Origin of the sequence: Variovorax sp. LjRoot175 (assembly GCF_964253805.1) — a bacterium.
In the GTDB taxonomy this organism is placed as follows: domain Bacteria; phylum Pseudomonadota; class Gammaproteobacteria; order Burkholderiales; family Burkholderiaceae_C; genus Variovorax.
Map to the genome: position 1 here is coordinate 2,833,606 of NZ_CAXURY020000001.1, position 17,772 is coordinate 2,851,377.

18 protein-coding genes are annotated in these 17,772 nt (G+C 66.1%); 4 read left to right on the forward strand and 14 right to left on the reverse strand.

Going from position 1 to position 17,772, the window contains the following annotated elements; all coding sequences use genetic code 11:
• Positions 1–36: 36 nt before the first annotated feature.
• Positions 37–1,056 (forward strand): class II fructose-bisphosphate aldolase, encoded by a 1,020-nt coding sequence (gene fba / locus ACSQ89_RS14190; protein WP_436296204.1) that lies wholly within the window; start codon positions 37–39, stop codon positions 1,054–1,056.
• A gap of 3 nt (positions 1,057–1,059) precedes the next feature.
• Here fba and ACSQ89_RS14195 read toward each other — a convergent pair whose 3' ends face one another.
• The 8 genes from ACSQ89_RS14195 to mltG all read right to left on the reverse strand — a co-directional run bounded on the left by ACSQ89_RS14195 (position 1,060) and on the right by mltG (position 8,168).
• Positions 1,060–1,326 carry a hypothetical protein gene (locus ACSQ89_RS14195; RefSeq protein ID WP_093110117.1) on the reverse strand — a complete coding sequence of 89 codons (267 nt, stop codon included), beginning with the start codon at positions 1,324–1,326 and terminating at the stop codon, positions 1,060–1,062.
• 525 nt (positions 1,327–1,851) lie between these two features.
• The gene (locus ACSQ89_RS14200; RefSeq protein ID WP_436290356.1) at positions 1,852–2,475 is read right to left on the reverse strand and encodes a retropepsin-like aspartic protease family protein; all 624 of its coding nucleotides are present in this window, start codon (positions 2,473–2,475) and stop codon (positions 1,852–1,854) included.
• 1,141 nt (positions 2,476–3,616) lie between these two features.
• Entirely contained in the window at positions 3,617–4,279 is a 663-nt protein-coding gene (locus ACSQ89_RS14205; RefSeq protein WP_436290355.1) for an ankyrin repeat domain-containing protein, read from the reverse strand.
• Positions 4,276–5,082: a TatD family hydrolase gene (locus ACSQ89_RS14210; protein ID WP_093110112.1), complete on the reverse strand. Its 807-nt coding sequence runs from the start codon at positions 5,080–5,082 to the stop codon at positions 4,276–4,278. Before ACSQ89_RS14210 ends, ACSQ89_RS14205 begins: the two co-directional genes overlap by 4 nt.
• A gap of 65 nt (positions 5,083–5,147) precedes the next feature.
• Positions 5,148–5,522 (reverse strand): PilZ domain-containing protein, encoded by a 375-nt coding sequence (locus ACSQ89_RS14215; protein WP_093110111.1) that lies wholly within the window; start codon positions 5,520–5,522, stop codon positions 5,148–5,150.
• Complete coding sequence (locus tag ACSQ89_RS14220) at positions 5,519–6,538, reverse strand: DNA polymerase III subunit delta' (RefSeq protein WP_093110110.1); 1,020 nt, start codon at positions 6,536–6,538, stop codon at positions 5,519–5,521. Before ACSQ89_RS14220 ends, ACSQ89_RS14215 begins: the two co-directional genes overlap by 4 nt.
• Entirely contained in the window at positions 6,535–7,173 is a 639-nt protein-coding gene (gene tmk / locus ACSQ89_RS14225) for a dTMP kinase (protein WP_436290354.1), read from the reverse strand. The genes ACSQ89_RS14220 and tmk overlap by 4 nt, the downstream gene beginning before the upstream one ends.
• Positions 7,170–8,168 carry an endolytic transglycosylase MltG gene (gene mltG / locus ACSQ89_RS14230; protein WP_093110108.1) on the reverse strand — a complete coding sequence of 333 codons (999 nt, stop codon included), beginning with the start codon at positions 8,166–8,168 and terminating at the stop codon, positions 7,170–7,172. Before mltG ends, tmk begins: the two co-directional genes overlap by 4 nt.
• A gap of 85 nt (positions 8,169–8,253) precedes the next feature.
• Here mltG and ygfZ point away from each other — a divergent pair, with 85 nt between their 5' ends.
• Positions 8,254–9,177, forward strand: a complete 924-nt coding sequence (ygfZ, locus tag ACSQ89_RS14235; protein ID WP_436290353.1) for a CAF17-like 4Fe-4S cluster assembly/insertion protein YgfZ — start codon at positions 8,254–8,256, stop codon at positions 9,175–9,177.
• A 13-nt stretch (positions 9,178–9,190) separates the two neighbouring features.
• Here the strand turns inward: ygfZ and ACSQ89_RS14240 are convergent, their stop codons facing one another.
• The 6 genes from ACSQ89_RS14240 to ACSQ89_RS14265 all read right to left on the reverse strand — a co-directional run bounded on the left by ACSQ89_RS14240 (position 9,191) and on the right by ACSQ89_RS14265 (position 14,881).
• Positions 9,191–9,406, reverse strand: a complete 216-nt coding sequence (locus ACSQ89_RS14240) for a YbdD/YjiX family protein (protein WP_093110106.1) — start codon at positions 9,404–9,406, stop codon at positions 9,191–9,193.
• Positions 9,403–11,469 carry a carbon starvation CstA family protein gene (locus ACSQ89_RS14245; protein ID WP_436290352.1) on the reverse strand — a complete coding sequence of 689 codons (2,067 nt, stop codon included), beginning with the start codon at positions 11,467–11,469 and terminating at the stop codon, positions 9,403–9,405. The genes ACSQ89_RS14240 and ACSQ89_RS14245 overlap by 4 nt, the downstream gene beginning before the upstream one ends.
• A 137-nt stretch (positions 11,470–11,606) precedes the next feature.
• Positions 11,607–12,236, reverse strand: coding sequence for a response regulator transcription factor (locus tag ACSQ89_RS14250; RefSeq protein WP_093110104.1), 630 nt, complete (start codon positions 12,234–12,236; stop codon positions 11,607–11,609).
• Complete coding sequence (locus tag ACSQ89_RS14255; RefSeq protein ID WP_436290351.1) at positions 12,233–13,594, reverse strand: cache domain-containing protein; 1,362 nt, start codon at positions 13,592–13,594, stop codon at positions 12,233–12,235. Before ACSQ89_RS14255 ends, ACSQ89_RS14250 begins: the two co-directional genes overlap by 4 nt.
• A 36-nt stretch (positions 13,595–13,630) precedes the next feature.
• On the reverse strand, positions 13,631–14,359 hold the full coding sequence (locus tag ACSQ89_RS14260) for an alpha/beta fold hydrolase (RefSeq protein WP_093110102.1): 729 nt from the start codon (positions 14,357–14,359) through the stop codon (positions 13,631–13,633).
• A 90-nt stretch (positions 14,360–14,449) separates the two neighbouring features.
• Positions 14,450–14,881: a MarR family winged helix-turn-helix transcriptional regulator gene (locus tag ACSQ89_RS14265; protein ID WP_093110101.1), complete on the reverse strand. Its 432-nt coding sequence runs from the start codon at positions 14,879–14,881 to the stop codon at positions 14,450–14,452.
• A 128-nt stretch (positions 14,882–15,009) separates the two neighbouring features.
• Between ACSQ89_RS14265 and ACSQ89_RS14270 the strand changes: the two genes are divergently transcribed.
• Together ACSQ89_RS14270 and ACSQ89_RS14275 are read left to right on the forward strand one after the other, a co-directional pair.
• Complete coding sequence (locus tag ACSQ89_RS14270; protein WP_244504002.1) at positions 15,010–16,119, forward strand: substrate-binding domain-containing protein; 1,110 nt, start codon at positions 15,010–15,012, stop codon at positions 16,117–16,119.
• Positions 16,120–16,240: 121 nt separating this feature from the next.
• Complete coding sequence (locus ACSQ89_RS14275) at positions 16,241–17,758, forward strand: amidase (RefSeq protein WP_093110100.1); 1,518 nt, start codon at positions 16,241–16,243, stop codon at positions 17,756–17,758.
• The last annotated feature ends 14 nt before the right edge of the window (positions 17,759–17,772 follow it).

Sequence of the window (17,772 nt, forward strand, 5' to 3'; positions counted from 1 at the left end):
GTTCCCATTCCCATCCCACTTCCACAGGAGCCTGCCATGGCCATGATTTCACTGCGCCAACTGCTGGACCACGCTGCTGAGCATCAGTACGGCGTTCCGGCCTTCAATGTCAACAACCTGGAGCAGATCCAGGCCATCATGCAGGCGGCCAGGAAGACCGACAGCCCGGTCATCCTGCAAGCCTCGGCCGGCGCCCGCAAGTACGCCGGCGAGCCCTTTCTGCGCAAGATGGTCGAGGCCGCCGTGGAGATGTACCCTGAGATTCCCGTGATGCACCAGGACCACGGCGCCAGTCCGTCGATGTGCATGCAGGCCATCCGCTCGGGCTTCACCAGCGTCATGATGGATGGTTCGCTGATGGAAGACGCCAAGACCCCGGCCAGCTACGACTACAACGTCGGCGTGACGCGCAGGGTGGTGGAAATGGCGCATGCGGTCGGCGTCTCGGTCGAGGGCGAACTGGGTTGCCTCGGATCGCTGGAGTCCGGCATGGCCGGCGAGGAAGACGGCAGCGGCGCCGACGGCGTGCTCTCGCACGACCAGCTGCTGACCGACCCGCAGCAGGCGGCGGACTTCGTGGCCAGGACCGGCGTCGATGCCCTCGCGATCGCCATCGGCACCTCGCACGGCGCCTACAAGTTCAGCCGCAAGCCGACCGGCGACATCCTGGCGATCGACCGCATCAAGGACATCCATGCGCGCATTCCGCAGACGCACCTGGTGATGCACGGCTCCTCGTCGGTGCCGCAGGAATGGCTGGCGGTCATTCGCGAATTCGGCGGCGAGATCAAGGAGACCTATGGCGTGCCGGTCGAGGAGATCCAGGAGGGCATCCGCCACGGCGTGCGCAAGATCAACATCGACACCGACATCCGGCTGGCCATGACCGGCGCCATGCGCCGTGCCATGGGGCGCGATCGCAGCGAGTTCGACCCGCGGAAATTCCTGAAGGACGCCACCGCCGCCGCACGCAATCTCTGCGTCGATCGCTTCCAGGCCTTCGGCAGCGCCGGTATGGCGGGCAGAATCAAGCCAGCGGCACTGGCGGAGCGCTGAAGCTCAATGCGCCGCTTGGACGCAGGGCGGGGCGACGTCGATCCCGATGAGCGCTCGTGCGAACATGTAGTTGTTGCGCGCCCGCTCGCTCATGGAATCCATGTCGACGTGACCTGCCGCATCGCAGGGGAAGGCCCAGCCCCGGCCTTCCCGAAACAGGGATCGAAAACGCAATTCGTAGCGCGGGCCTGTGGTCTGGTCGGAATGTCTCGCTTCGCTGCTCTCGCCCGCGTGCGCTTGCGCCGCCGATACACGATCGATGTATGCCATGTTTTCCAGTCTCCCTGTAGAGGTCTCAGGTGAATCCGATCACAACGTACGACACCGGCCTGGGTGACCGGCGTAGTACTTCGGTAATCACAATTCATGCCAGCCGTTCGCCGGCTCGCCGGAGCCGCTCCTGCGCCGCCGTCATGACACTGTGTGCCACGCGCTCGCCGGGTTTTCGAACAATGTGCGAATCGCAAAAAGCTGGAGGCCGTCGAAAGGCCCGGTGGCCCTGGAGCTACGAATGCTTGTTTTGGAGGCACGGGTGCGAAGCGCTCGTCGTACAACGCCAAACCGGGTGGCAGACGACGTTTCCCACAGAGTTGCCCACATGTTCGGTGGACAACTTTCGCAGTGAAATTCGTGTCCCCTGGGATAGATGAAGAACTCACTTAGCCACAAGTCGGCTTTGCAAATTTCTCACAAAAATAGTTGGCCCCCCGCCAAGTCATCGGAAGACAGGCGGCGCGCATTCGCGTCACGCGCTGAACTCTGTCGCGGCTCGACGGCGCTGAGCGCGTGTTCAGCCTATCTGCCCACGATCGTCAGTTCACGGTCGTTTGCAGTGACGTCGAAAAGCGATAGCAGTTCCTGGCCGAGGAGGGCGTCCGTCGATTTGCGTCCGAGTGAGCCCACGACCACGGTGGCCTGCGGCACGCTGAAGGGCCCGAAGGTCATGGGCACCCGCTCGATGCGGCGCGCATCCATGACGGCCCCAGCCGTCTGCATGTGCGCAGGCGAGCCGCCGATCAGGTTCGCCCGTGCGGCGAAGTCCTCGCTGACGGCGACGCCGGCATTGACTGTGGCGGCCTTGTCGATCACGAAGCGCACCGGAAAGCCATTGACGGTACCTGGAACCCAGAAGCGGCCGTCCTGGCCGACGGGAACGGTGATCTGCCGAGAACCGTCGACCGCGATGCTCGTCGTCTTTGTCTTGGGTTGAGTGGCAGTGTTGTCGACCAGCACGCAGCCCTCGGACCGCTGCTGGACAGGGCGCGCGCTGGGCGGCACGTTCGTGTAGGTCTTGCCGCATTTGAAGATGGGCTCCGCGGCCGTGGCCGCGACCGGGTACCCGACGACGACACCGAGGGCGATCGCCGCTTGTGCTCCGAGATAGCGCAGCGCCTGTTTGGATTTCGAGTGCTTGGACATGGTGTGACCTCGCTTTGATCGACAGGTCAGACAATGCTCCATCTGGAACCGACGCGGCGTCATCCAAATTCCACGTCGGCTGAGCGGTTCGCTGAAGGGGATTGACGGTACGAGGCGCATGCGATGCCTTCGGCGCGGGCCGTACGAAGTGCTTGATGGCCGGTCCGGCTATCGCATTAAGTCCGTCCACCACCCGTTTCACCAGCGGCGGGAGGTCAGAAAATCCCAGTTCTGAAAATCGGAATTTTCAGAACTGAGAGGTGAGGGCGGCGGCAGCCTGAACGCTATCGATTGGGCTCCGCTGCGGCATCTGTCCAAGACCGCCTGAACTCGGTGGGAATTCCAACTCAGGCCTTAGCGCGCCACCCTTCGCGTGGGCGCCGTGGCTGCGCGTTTCATGACTGATTTCGCAGGGGCGGCGGGCTTAGCCATACCCGTCGAAGAGATGGCGCGTTTGACGGGTTTTCTAGACGCCCCTCTCAACGCATCTAAGAGGTGACGTTTGGCGACCTCGTATGAAACCGTTTTTTCACGCATGGCCACCTCAAATTTTGGTAGGTATTTGCGCACCACTCTGCCAATCACGCGTTGATCGCGGATGCCTTTTCGTGACACCTCCATGCTATAGGTCGGCGCCTACAAACGCGGAAACCAATCGCAAAGCACACGAATCCCTCATGGGGATAGGACGGGGACGGGAAACAGCGGCACCACCCCATGTACGCCGCCCGCTGCCTCGCGATTCAGGCAGTCGGTCCGGCCGCCAATTCGGCAGGTTCCTTCTAGACGGTCGTCTGCTGACTCTCGGTGCCTCGCGACCCCCGGCGTGACAGGCCGGTATTCAACCTCTTTGCCTCCTCAACGCGAACAACTTTAGAGCATGGACGGATAGCCCCCGAAGGTCATCGGCTCAGTATTGCTTTCACTCCGAACGGCAGATGTATACGAAATGATGGCGGCACGGCGAGCGAAATCAACAAACTGCCGTCTGAGTGCAGCCGAAGTACTGTCATTCTGTAAACACAATGCGGTCGCCGCGAGATATGGACGACGGCAGGGCTCCTACGCAGAGCCCTCCTGTTAATTTAACATAATGCACATTGTATTGCTTGAGGCTATGAGTCAGGCCGGCCCAAGCCCGTCACCACTTGCCGTCGCTGGGCCTCTTGGCTCGGACGGCCGTGCTCAGCAGCCGGACCGCATCCGGTCGATTGGCTCGTTGGGCGAAATCGATCGCCGTCAGGCCTTGCTCGTTCTTCATCTGGGTGTCGGCGCCTTCGTCAAGCAGCAGTTGTACGGCCGCGGTCGAGCCGTACATCGCGGCCATCATCAGCGGCGTGGTGCCGTTGGGCGACTGCGCGTCGATGAAGGCGTAGTTGTCCAGCAACTGCTTTATGACGGCCACGTGGCCGTTGGTGGCCGCGTAATGCAGCGGCGCCCAGCCCGGCTTGTTGACGTCGGCGTCGCGCGCAATCAGCTTGGCCACGAGATCCTGCTGGCCCCTGAGCGCAGCCATCATTAAAGGACTCTCGTCCTTGGCATTGCGCAGCTCGACATTGGTCTTGGGCGAATCCAGCAAGGCCTGGATCACCTTCGGCGACGGCTCGCGCAGCGCGATCAGCAAGCCGGTCTGGCCTTGCTCGTCGGGGGTATTGGGGTCGAATCCTCGGTTCAGCAGCTCATTGACGACGCTCGCATTGTCGCTGCGCACGGCCCGGAAGAAATCCTCGAACGAGCCGGCATGAACGAAAAAAGTTGCTGTAAAAACAGATAGATATACGATCTTCTTAAAGTAGTTTTTCATGCTTTCACGGCAGCGAAAAGGGTTTCGAAGTTGTCGCTGGTGACCTGCGCGATGGTCTCCAGCGGCAACTGGCGCAGCTGCGCGATCTGTTGCGCCACGAAGGGCACGTACGAGGGATTGTTGGTCTTGCCGCGGTACGGCACGGGCGCCAGATAGGGGCTGTCGGTCTCGATCAGCATGCGGTCGAGCGGCACGAAGGCCGCGACGTCGCGCAGATCCTGCGCCTTCTTGAAGGTCAGGATGCCCGAGAAGGAGATGTAGAAGCCCAGGTCGAGCGCGGCGCGTGCGACCTCGGCGGTCTCGGTGAAGCAATGGAACACGCCGCCCGCGGCTTGGGGCCTGCCGTCCTCGCCCTCCTCCTTCAGGATCGCCAGCGTGTCGGCCGAGGCTTCGCGCGTATGGATCACCAGCGGCTTGCGCACCTGTTGTGCGGCACGGATGTGCACGCGGAAGCGGTCGCGCTGCCATTCCATGTCGGCGATGCTGCGCCCGCCCTTGCGTTCTTCCATCTGGTAATAGTCGAGGCCGGTCTCGCCGATAGCGATGACCTTGGGCAAAGCGGAACGCTGCGCCAAGTCTTCCACCGAAGGCTCTGCAATGTTCTCGTTGTCCGGATGGACGCCTACGCTGGCCCAAAAGTTGTCAAAACGCGCCGCCAGGGCCTGCACCTCGGCGAATTCTTCCAGCGTGGTGCAGATGCAGAGTGCCCGGTCGACTTGCGCGGCGGCCATCGCCGCGCGAATCTGCGGCATCTGGCCGGCGAACTCGGGGAATGTCAGGTGGCAGTGGGAGTCTGTGAACATCGCGGAGCTTCAAGAAACGGCTGTGCATCCGCACTGCCTGCGGTCCGCGTCTCGTGAACGGGGACTCAAATGGTCTGGGTTGGCCGGTCGGAGGCCATGGTGCCGCCGAGCGCCTCTTCGATGCGCGCCTTGAGCTGGCGCGACTTGTCGTCGGACGGGAAGCGGATACCGACGCCCGGCGCCCGGTTGCCGGCGGCGCGGGCCGGGGTGATCCAGGCCACCTTGCCGGCCACCGGATAGCGCTGCGGATCTTCGGGCAGCGTGAGCAGCACGTAGACGTCGTCGCCCAGGCGGTACTCGCGCGAGGTCGGAATGAAGATGCCGCCTTCGGCGAACAGCGGGATGTACGCCGCGTAGAGCGCGCCTTTTTCCTTGATGGCCAGCTGGATGACGCTGGGCCGGGCAGGTGCGGAGGGGGTGGTGGATGCAGGTGTGTTCATGGGCGGCGGCCTGCCGAGTTTAGGGTGCTTCGCGCCTCGCTCACAAGCGCTTCGAGCATCAGGCCCGCATTGAACGGGTGTTCTGCGGTTTTTGCAGCATTCGCGAGCGATTTCGACCAGCGGGCCAACGCGACTTTCGGCGGCACGGCCGGCAGGTCCGCGGCCTCGAAGAAACGCGGCGCAGCGCCGCTGCCGGTGGCCATGAGGTCGTGACACAGCTTCTGCAGCGCGCTGATGGCCTGGGCCGGCGCATGGTCGGCCAGCGCGGCAACGTCGCCGCGCAGCATGGCCTTGGGCAGCAATCCCCAGGCCTTGGGCGACTGGCCCGCGGCGGCGAGCCGCAGCGCATCGCTCGGCCGTCCGCCGGCCGCGCGCAGCAGGGCGGGCGCATCGTTGGCGGGCACGCCCTGCTCCACCAGCCAGTTGCGCGCGTCCTCGTGTTCAGGCCAGGGCAAGGTGAAGCCGAGGCAGCGGCTGCGGATGGTGGGCAGCAGTTGCCAGGCGGCTTCGCTCGCCAGCACGAAGCGCACGTCGCCGACCGGCTCTTCCAAGGTCTTCAGCAAGGCATTGGCCGTGATCGTGTTCATGCGCTCGGCCGGATAGACCAGCACCGCCTTGCCGCGCCCGCGCGCGCTGGTGCGCTGGGCGAAGCCGACCGCATCGCGCATCGCCTCGACACGGATCTCGCGGCTGGGCTTGCGTTTCTTGTCGTCGATGTCGGCCTGGCTTTTTTCGTCGAGCGGCCAGCCGAGTTCCTGCATCGCCACCTCGGGCATCAGCACGCAGAGATCGGCATGGGTGCGCACGGAAATCGCGTGGCAGCTCGGGCAGTGGCCGCAGGCGCCCTCCCCCTTTGCCTCGTCGCGCTGCTCACAGAGCCAGGCGGCGGCCAGTGCCAAACCGAGCTCGTACTGGCCCAGGCCCGAAGGCCCTTGCAGCAGCCAGGCATGGCCGCGCTGGCGCAGCAGTTCGCCCAGCGGCCGCTGCAGCCAGGGCGACAGCGCGGGCGCGCTCATCGAGACCCCATCAGGCCGCGCGCGGCCAGGGCCGCCTCGATCTGCTGCCAGACCTGGTCGCGCGACTGGCCGGCATCGATGCGCACGAAGCGCGATGCCGCGGCTGCGCGCTGCGCATAGCCTGCGGCGACGCGACGGAAGAACTCGACCGGCTGCGACTCGAACTTGTCCGGCAGGCGCGCGCCGGCCAGCCGCTCGGCCGCCAGTTCGGGCGACAGGTCGAACCACAGGGTGATGTCGGGCTGCAGCAGCGCGCCATCGTCAGGCCGGCCCTGCACCCATTGTTCGAGCGCGGACAGCACAGCGGTGTCGAAGCCGTGCCCCGCCCCCTGGTAGGCGAAGGTGGCATCGGTAAAACGGTCGCACAGGACGACTTCGCCGCGCGCCAGTGCAGGCTCGATCACGCGCACGATGTGATCGCGCCGCGCCGCGAACACCAGCAGCGACTCGGTCAGCGGATCCATCGGTTGCGTGAGGATCATCGTGCGCAGCGTTTCGGCGATCGGCGTACCGCCGGGCTCGCGCGTGCGCGTGACCTGCCGGCCCCGGGCCTTGAACAACGCTTCGAGCGCATCGATGTGGCTCGATTTGCCGGCGCCATCAATGCCTTCGAGCGTCAGGAACAAACCCTTCATTGCCCGCTCCGTTGATAGCGGTTCACCGCGCGGTTGTGCTCTTCGAGCGAGCTGCTGAACTGGCTCGAGCCATCGCCCTTGGAAACGAAGTACAGCGACTTGCTTTGCGCCGGCTGGACCGCCGCCAGCAGCGCTGCCTTGCCCGGCATCGCGATCGGGGTGGGTGGCAGGCCAGGACGGGTGTAGGTGTTCCAGGGCGTATCGGTCTGCAGATCCTTCTTGCGCAGATTGCCGTCGAAGCGCGTGCCCATCCCGTAGATCACGGTCGGATCGGTCTGAAGCGGCATGCCCGCGCGCAGGCGGTTGGCGAACACCGCCGAGATCTGGGTCCGGTCCTGGGCCTTTCCTGTCTCCTTTTCGACAATGCTGGCCAGAATAAGCGCCTCATCGGCCGTCTTGAGGGGTACATCGGAGGCCCGCGCGGCCCAGGCGGCGTCGAGTTTCTTGTCCATGGCGCGCATCGCCCGCTGCAGCAGCGCGATGTCGGTGGAGCCCTTGGAATAGGTGTAGGTGTCGGGGAAGAAGCGGCCCTCCGGGTGCAGGCCCGGCTTGCCGAGCCTGGCCATCAGTTCTTCGTCCGCCAGGCCGAAGGTCTCGGGCTTCAGCTGCTCGGCCTTGGCCAGCGCGCTACGCACCTGGCGGAAGTTCCATCCCTCGACCAGCACCAGGCTGCGCGTGGCCTCTTCACCGCGCACCAGCACGTTGAGCAGCGTGCGCGGCGTGATGCCCCGCTCCAGTTCGTAGCTGCCGGCGCGGATCTGCCGGTCCTGCCCCGAGAAGCGGAACCACCAATAGAGAAGTTGCGGCGACACGTCCGTGCCCGTGTCGGCCACTGCCTGCGCGACGCCGCGCGGCGTGGTGCCCGGCTCGACCGAGAGATCGACCGTGGGCGCTGGCAGCTCGAGCGGCTGCTGCAACCACCAAAGCCCTGCCGCGCCGGCGCCCAGCACGATGAAGGCGGCGAGTAGAAAAATGGTGAGGAAGAAGCGGCGCACGGGTCCGATGGAGAAGACGGAGAGGAAGAGACGCGGGGTAGCCCTGCGGACTGAACGGGACGGGGCCGACCATGATAATTCAGCGATGACCTCAGTCGTTCTGAATGGCGTAACAGCCCTCTCCCACCTCGGCGTGATTCGCGCCGAGGGCCCCGAAGCCGCCAACTTCCTCAATGGCCAGCTGACCCAGGACTTCGCACTGCTCGGCGCTTCCGAAGCGCGCCTGGCCGCGCTTTGCACGGCCAAGGGCCGCATGATCGCGAGCTTCATCGGCATCCGGCCCGAGCCCGAGCGCGTGCTGCTGGCCGTGAGCCGCGACATCCTTGCCGTCACCCTGAAGCGGCTTTCGATGTTCGTGCTGCGCGCCAAGGTCAAGCTCAGCGATGCCAGCGAGGAGTTTGCGCTCTACGGCCTGGCCGGGACTGCGCTGACCGCCAATGGCGTCGATGCCGGCGCGGTGCCGGGCCGTTGCAGTCAGATCGGCGACGCCAATGTGGTTTCGCTCTATCCGTCCGACGGCATTCCGCGTGCGTTCTGGATCGCGCCGGCCGGCAGCGCCGCGCCCGAGGGCGCTGCCCTCGACCCCGCGCTGTGGCAATGGAGCGAAGTGCGCAGCGGCATCGTCACCCTGAGCACGCCGATCGTCGAAACCTTCGTGCCGCAGATGCTCAACTACGAATCGGTCGGCGGCGTGAACTTCAAGAAGGGCTGCTACCCGGGCCAGGAGGTGGTGGCGCGCAGTCAGTTCCGCGGCACGCTGAAGCGCCGCACCTACCTCGTGCAGGCCGATGCACCGATCGCCGCGGGCCAGGAGGTCTTTGCCGCCAACGATCCGGAGCAGCCGGTCGGCACCGTGGCGCAAGCCGCGCCGGCGCCGGGCGGCGGGTCGGCCGCGCTGATCTCGATCCAGATCGCGGCGCTCGATGCGGGCGGCCTGCGCGCGGGCGCGCCCGACGGACCGGCGCTCACGGTCGAGCCCCTGCCCTACCCGCTGCTCGAAGACATCTGAGGCCGCGGCCTCGTCAGCAGCAGCGCCCCCTGCCGCTGCCGTAGCGGGCCTGTTGACGTTCGCGGAAGAAGGCCTCATAGCTCATCGGCGCCTGCTCCGGATGCGTGCGTTCCATGTGGCTCAGGTAGGCGTCGTAGTCCGGCAAGCCCACCATCAGGCGCAGCGTGGCGCCGAGCGAGCGCGCGAGATAGCGCCCGGCTTCCGGCAAGGTCGCGCTCGCCGTTCTCATGCGGCGGCCGACGGCGCCAGCGGCTCGAAGGGCGTCTCGCGCGCGGTCGGCTTGTGGGCCGCGCGCGCCGCAAGACAGGCACGCACGCTGTAGAACAGCACGCTCAGCACCACGAAGATGAAGAGCGCGCACAGCCCGGCGTCGAGCCGGTCGTTGAAGACGATGCGCGCCATCGCCTCGGGCGTTTTGGCCGGCGCGATCAGCACGCCCTGCGCCAGCCCGTCGGCGTACTTCGCGGCATGGGACAGGAAGCCGACCTTGGGGTCCGGCGAGAAGATCTTCTGCCAGCCCGCCGTCAGCGTGCACACCAGCAGCCAGGCGGCCGGCAGGATCGCGACCCAGGCGTAGCGTTCGCGCTTCATGCGGAACAGCACCACCACGCCCAGCATCAGCGCCACCGCGGCCAGCATCTGGTTGGAGATACCGAACAGCGGCCACAGCGTGTTGATGCCGCCCAGCGGATCGACCACGCCTTGGTAGAGGAAGTAGCCCCAGGCGCCGACGCAGAGGAAGGTCGCGATCAGGTTGGCGACCATCGAGTCGGTGCGCTTCAACGCCGGCACGAAGCTGCCCAGCAGGTCCTGCAGCATGAAGCGGCCGGCACGCGTGCCCGCATCCACCGCGGTCAGGATGAACAGCGCCTCGAACAGGATGGCGAAGTGGTACCAGAAGGCCATCATGGCCGGCCCGCCGATGGCCTGGTGCAGGATGTGCGCCATGCCCACCGCGAGCGTCGGCGCACCGCCGGCGCGGCCGAGGATGGTGCTTTCGCCCACGTCCTTCGCGGTCTGGACCAGCATCTCGGGCGTGATCACGAAGCCCCAGCTCGAAATGGTCTGCGCCACCGCCGCCGGCGTGTTGCCGACCAGTGCGGCCGGGCTGTTCATCGCGAAGTAGACGCCCGGCTCGATGCAGGCGGCGGCCACCAGCGCCATCACCGCGACGAAGGACTCGGCCAGCATGCCGCCATAGCCGATGAAGCGTGCATGGCGCTCGTTGTCGAGCATCTTCGGCGTGGTGCCCGAGGAGATCAGCGCATGGAATCCCGACACCGCGCCGCAGGCGATGGTGATGAAGAGGAAGGGAAACAGGCTGCCCGACCACACCGGACCATTGCCTTGAGCGAACTGCGTGATGGCAGGCATCTGCAGCGTCGGCGCGACGAAGACGATGCCGATCGCCAGCGCGACGATGGTGCCGATCTTCAGGAAGGTCGAGAGGTAGTCGCGCGGCGCCAGCAGCAGCCACACCGGCAGGCTGGCGGCGATGAAGCCGTAGCCGATCAACATCCAGGTCAGCGCCTTGCCGTCGAAGGTGAAGAACGGCGCCCAGGTCGCGCTCTGCGCCACCGCCTGGCCGCCGAAGATCGCCAGCATCAAGAGCACGAAGCCGATCACCGAGATCTCGCCGATGCGCCCCGGCCGGATGTAGCGCAGGTAGACGCCCATGAAGACCGCGACCGGAATCGTGGCCGCCACCGTGAAGGTGCCCCACGGCGATTCGGCCAGCGCCTTGACCACGATCAGCGCCAGCACCGCGAGGATGATGATCATGATCATGAAGGTGCCGAAGAGCGCGATCAGGCCCGGCACCGTGCCCATCTCCTGCTTGATCAGGTCTCCGAGCGAGCGGCCGTCGCGCCGCGTCGAGATGAAGAGCACGATGAAGTCCTGCACCGCGCCGGCGAACACCACGCCGGCCAAGATCCACAGCAGGCCCGGCAGGTAGCCCATCTGCGCGGCGAGCACCGGCCCGACCAGCGGACCGGCACCCGCGATGGCCGCGAAGTGGTGGCCGAACAGCACGTTCTTGTCGGTCGGCACGTAGTCGAGCCCGTCGTTGTGGCGATGTGCCGGCGTCTTGCGATTGCCGTCCAGACGGAGCACGCGCTCGGCGATGAAGAGGCTGTAGTAGCGGTACGCGATCAGGTAGGTGCAGATGGCTGCGATCACGACCCACAAGGCGCTGATCGCCTCGCCGCGGGCCAGTGCCACGGTTCCCAGCGCGAATGCGCCGATCACGGCCACGACGAGCCACACCAGGTGGCGGCGGATGCTGTGCATGCGGATGTCTCCTTGATTTGAACCCCGGGAGTTTGGCGAGCCTTGGCCGCGCCGGCATCCGTCACACCGCGCGGATCGCCCACGTGGCATTGCGTAATGGGAAACCCTAGTTCCAGGAACACCAAGCCTGGGGAGAGCTATTTGATGCGTGCGTGCTCCACCGCGTACTTGATCAGCTCGGCCTGCCCCTCGATGCCGAGCCGGCGCTTGATGCTCTGGCGGTGCGCCTCGATCGTGCGCACGCTCAAGCCCAGCTCGCGCGCGATCTGCTTGCTCGACTGGCCGCGGCCCAGCGCCGACAGGATCTCGCTCTCGCGCGGCGTGAGCAACGGCTTGGGCGCCTGGTTGCGGAACAGCCGCTGCGAAACAGCCGGGCTCAGGAAAGTGCCGCCGGCCGAGACCGCATCGATGGCGGCGACGATCTCGGCCGCCGGTGCATCCTTCAGCACATAGCCGCGCGCGCCGGCCTGCAGGGCCTGCTGCACGTACTCGGGGTTGTCGTACATGCTGAGCATCACCACGCGCACCGCGGGCTGCCGCTGCTGCAGCAAAGCCGCGAGCTCGATGCCGTTCATGTCCTTCATGCCGACATCGGCCAGCACGAGATCGGGCTGCAGTCGCTCGATCAGCACCAGGGCTTCGGCGGCGCTGCCGGCTTCGCCGACGATCTCGATGCCCGGCAGCGGATCGAGGCGCGCGCGCAGGCCGTCGCGCACCAGCGGATGGTCGTCGACGAGGAACAGGCGAACCGCGGATGGCTGCGTCATGCGAGCTCCAGGCTGTGCGCCGGCACATCGGCCACGATGGTCGTTCCGCCGCTGCCGGATCGCATTTCGAGCCGTCCACCGACCGAGGCCACGCGCTCGCGCATGTTACGCAGCCCGATGCCGCGCTTCGGGTCCAGTTGCATGGCTTCCACGTCGAAGCCGACGCCGTCGTCGGCCACCTCGAGCCGCACGCGATCGTCCGAGAAATCGAGCGCGATGCGCACCTGCCGCGCCTGCGCATGCTTGCGCACGTTGGTCAATGCTTCCTGCGTCACGCGGAACAGTGCGGTCTTCACTTCCTCCGTCAGCTCGCGCGGCAAGCCTTCGACGGCGACCGCCGCATGGACAGCGCCCTCCTCGCCGAACTCGGCCGCAAGCCGCTCGAGCGCGGCCGGCAGCCCCAGCGTGTCGAGCAAGGCCGGCCGCAGCCGGTGCGAGATGCGCCGCACTTCGGCGAGCGACTCGTTGAGCCGCTGCAGGGCCTTGCCGAGCGCCGGCGGCGCGTTCTGCTGCGCGCGCTCCAGCGCATCGACGGCCGATTCGATCAAGAGCTTGGCCGACACCAGCGTCTGGCTGGTGCCGTCGTGCAGCTCGCGCGCGAGATGGCCACGCTCCTCTTCCTGCGACTGCACGACCTGGCGCGCCAGGAGCCGCAGCTTGGCTTCGGCAATGCGGTGCTCGCTCAGGTTCAGCAGCAGGCCGGTGGCGCTCACCACACTCAGGCACAGCGCGGCGATGCCGGCGATCCACAGCATGGTGGTGGTCACGTTGAGGCTCACCTGCCGGTCCAGCGTCTGCATCGTCGCCTCGATGTCGTCGAGGTACAGGCCGGTGCCGACCATCCAGTTCCAGCGCGGCAGCGCCGTCACGTAGCCGAGCTTGGGCGCGGTCTGCGCGCTCGAGGGCTTGCGCCATTGGTACTCGACGTAGCCGCCGCCTGCGCGGGCCCGCGCGAGCAGGTCCTGGATCGTGAAGCGCCCCTGCGAATCGCGCAGCTCCCACAGGTTCCGGCCGACCAGGTCGGGCTGGCGCGAGTGCATGAGCGACCGGCCCTGCAGGTCGTAGACAAAGAAGTAGCCGTCGTCGCCGTAGTCGAGCGCGGCAAGCCGGCGCAGGGCCTCGGTGCGCGTCGCCTCGTCGTCCAGCCCTGCGTCGTACAGCGGCCGCACGGTGCTGACGGCCAGTTCGACATAGCTGCGCAGTTCGCTGCGCCGCTGTGCCATGTAGGTCTGCTCGATCAGGGCGCGTTCACGCTGTGCCAGGTCGCGCTCCTGGTGGCGCACTGCGAGCGCCACCAGCACCAGCGCGATCAGGAGCGGCGCGACGGCGAGCGCAACGATCTTGGTGCGGAGATTCATGGGGCGGCAAGACTACCACCCCTGTCGCTCGCGCTTTCAAGCCAGTTTCAGAAGCTCCGCGGCGAGTTCACTCGGCATGTCGACCATCACGTCGTGGCTGACCGGCATCTTCAGGACACGCCAGCCGGGCGCGCCATCGACCTTGGCCGCGAAATAGCGGAACGGACTCGGATCCCAGCCATCGGCCAGGATGTAGAGCCGGCTCGCGATCGTGTCGACGGCGCCGGTGAGCAGCAGCGGCATCTCGAAGGTCGCCAGCGCCTGCGGCCGGCACAGGCGGTCGACGCGGGCGCGGTTGGCCTGCACGACGTTGAACACTTCGGCCGGAATCGGCTGCATCAGCCCGCTGTTGCCGGACAGCGCCGTACCGCGAAAAGCGCTCAGGAACTGCGCCGCCACTTCGGGCGCGAGCGCCTTCGACAGCAGGCCGTTGAGCGAGTCGCCGTTCTCGGGCACGAAGGCATCGAGGTAGACCAGCGAACGCACCTTGTCGCTCATGCGGTCGGCCACGCCGGTGATGACCATGCCGCCGTACGAGTGGCCGACCAGGATCACGTCCTGCAGCTCTTCCCATTCGATGCAGCCGCAGACGTCGCGGATGTGCGTCTCGAGCGTGATGTTTTCCGCCGACTGGTGGAAGCGCTCGCCGACGCCGGTGTGCGTGGGTGTGAACACCGTATGCCCGGCCGCGCGCAATGCCTGCGCCGTCTCGCGCCAACACCAGCCGCCATGCCAGGCGCCATGAACCAGAACGAAATTGGCCATGCTGAATCCTCGAAGAACAGGAAGCCGGAATATTGGTTGGTGAACGGACCACCTGCCACGGGGTATTCCCGGCAGCGTGGTCTGCGCCGCTCAGGAAGCCGAATCCTCGATGAACTGCTCCAGCAGCCGCTTGAGCTGCTGTGTCTTGCGCGGGCCCAGTGCTTCCTCGATGGCCCCATGATGAGCATCCACGCTGGCCTTGAGCCGCGCCACGGTCTCCAGGCCCAGATCGCTGATGTAGACAACGACCTTGCGGCTGTCCACACTGTCGGCGGCGCGCAGCACCAGGCCGCGGTTGACCAGCTTGTCGATGTTCTTGGTCAGCGCCGGATGGTTCAGAAGCACCGCCTGTGCCAGCTCGCCCATCGAACGCCCTTTTTCGTCCGACAGGACTTGGAGGATGCGCCAGTGCTCTTCGGTCACTTCTTCGGCGGCGATGGATTGCGCCAGGCCGATGCGCATCTGCCGGTTGGCCGAGGCCAGCAGGAATGCCAGGTAACTGGAGATGTTTTCAGTGGGCATGGTTAGTGCATCGAGTCGGAACGCAGGCGCTTATTTTAGGACCGATCTATTTCCTTGGAAAGGATCGGTGCATGCTGCGTGGCGTTTGGTCATCCGGCGCCATCTTGGTGCACCCCCTGGAGCAACTCATGGCGTCAATATCCGCAAGTCCGGGCCCGATGGGATTCGCCGCACGCCCGCGCAGGCCACCGCAGCATGATCTGCGCATCGCCCTGTGCGTCCCCTTGGGCGGAACGGTGGGCATCTGGGGGCCTTCCGCCCTGGCATCGGCGCGGCTGGCCGTCGCCGAGCTCAACCAGCGCGCCGGCATCAACGGCCAGGCCTGCCAGCTGCTGACCATCAACGCGGCGGACGATGCGCCGGACCTCGAGCGCACGCTCCTGGAGCTGGTGGAAAACGACGATGTCGATGCGCTGATCGGCATGCACACCAGCGCCGTGCGGCAACGCATCCTGGCGGCAGTCGGCGGACAGCTACCCTTCGTCTACACGCCCTTGTACGAAGGCGGGGAACACACGCCCGGGGTGTTTGCCATCGGCGAGACCACGGCGAGCCAACTGCGTCCGGCCATCGCATGGCTGGGCCGGCACCAGCGGCCAAAGCGCTGGATGTTCATCGGCAACGACTACGTGTGGCCGCATGTGTCGCATGCGATGGCCCGCGACTACGTCGCCGAGACGGGCGGCACGGTGGTGGGCGAAAGGTACCTGCCCCTGGGCACCAGCGACTACGCGGAGGTGTTGTCGCAGTTGCGCCGAAGCCGTGCGGATGCGGTGCTGCTCTCGCTGATCGGCCAGGACGCGATCGAGTTCAACCGGGCCTTCGGGCGCGAAGGGCTGGCGCGCGACATGGTGCGGCTGTCCTGCGCCATCGGCGAGAACGAACTGCTGGGAATCGGCGCCGACAACACCGACAACCTCTATGTCGCCTGCGGCTACTTCGCCACGCTCGACACCGACGACAACCTCGCATTCAAGGAGCGCTACTACGGCCATTTCGGCGAACGCGCGCCGACGCTGAACACCTTCGGCCAGTCGACCTATGAAGGGGTGCACTTCCTCGCGGAACTGCTGGGGCGCGAGGCCGCGCCCTGGACCGATTTCCGCCGTCTGGGCGATGAGCCCTTTCACTACCGCAGCGCGCGCGGCGCCGTGTACGCCGGCGGCCAGGCCTGCAAGGTGCCGATCTATCTCGCCCAGGCCGAAGGCCACCACTACAAGGTGATCGCGCGCCTTTGAATAACGTGCCACAGAGGGATTCCGATCCTCTTTTATTTTCCAAGGCAAGCAAAATGCTTGACCAGGAAAATAAAATCTCCCACACTGACTGCCGATCGACGTCTTATTCACGGAGTCCGCCATGGCAGTCAAACGCCCCACCCTCGCCCAGCTCGACCAGGTCGCCCTGGATCTCGGCATCCATCTCTCGCCCGAGCAACTGAGCACCTACAACACCCTGTTGCAAGGCAACTTCGACGCCTACGATGTAGTCGACGAGATGCCCGATTTCCTGCCGCAGGTGAGCTATGCCCGCACGCCCGGCTACCGCCCGACGGGCGAAGAAAACAAGTACGGCGCGTGGTATGTGAAGACCACCGTCAAGGGCGCCGCCAGCGGCAAGCTGCTGGGCAGGACGGTCGTGCTCAAGGACAACGTCTGCCTGGCCGGCGTGCCGATGATGAATGGCGCGTCGACCTTCGAAGGCTATGTGCCGAATGTGGACGCCACGGTCGCGACCCGGCTGCTCGACGCCGGCGCCACCATCGTCGGCAAGGCGGTCTGCGAGTACTTCTGCTTCTCCGGCGGCTCCCACACCAGCGCCACCGGCCCGGTGCACAACCCGCATCGCACGGGCTACTCGGCGGGCGGCTCCTCGTCGGGCTCGGCCGCACTGGTGGCCGCCGGCGAGGTCGACATGGCGATCGGCGGCGACCAGGGCGGCTCGATTCGCATGCCGGCCTCGTTCTGCGGCATCTACGGCATGAAGGCCACGCACGGCCTGGTGCCCTACACCGGTGTGATGCCGATCGAACTGACGATCGACCACACCGGGCCGATGACGGCCAGCGTGAGCGACAACGCACTGATGCTCGAAGTCCTCGCCGGCCCCGACGGGCTCGACCCGCGCCAGCATGCGGGCCAGACGGCGAAGCCCTACACCGAACTGATGAAGGAAGGCGTGAAGGGCCTGAAGATCGGCATCGTCACCGAAGGTTTCGGATGGCCGCAATCCAGCGAAGCGGTCAACGACAAGGTCCGCAAGGCCGCCCAATGGTTCACCCGCCTCGGCGCCAGCGTGTCGGAAATCTCGGTGCCGATGCACAGCGTGGGTCCGGCCATCTGGCTGCCGATCGCCGCCGAAGGCGCGACGCAGCAGATGATGAAAGACAACGGCCACGGCTTCAACTGGAAGGGCCTCTACGTCACCAGCATGGTCGACCATCACGCTGGCTGGAAGGAGCGTGCCGACGAGCTGTCCGAGACGCTCAAGATCACGATGATCCTCGGCGAATACTTCATCAAGCACTATCGCGGCCACTACTACGCCAAGGCCCAGAACCTGTCGCGCCAGCTCGCGCAGGCCTACGACGCCGCCTTGGCGGACGTCGACCTGCTGCTGATGCCGACGCTGCCCATCACCTCGACGCCGATCCCGAAGCCGGGCGCGCCGATCGAGGAAGTGATCCAGCGCGCCTTCGAGGTCCTGCCCAACACCTGCGCGTTCGACATCACCGGCCACCCCGCGATGAGCCTGCCCTGCGGCCTGGTCGACGGCCTGCCGGTCGGCATGCAGCTGGTCGCGAAGCACTACGACGAGTCCACGATCTACCGCGCCGCCTATGCCTTCGAGCAGGCCGGCGACTGGAAGTCGATCTGATCCCCCTGCTTCCC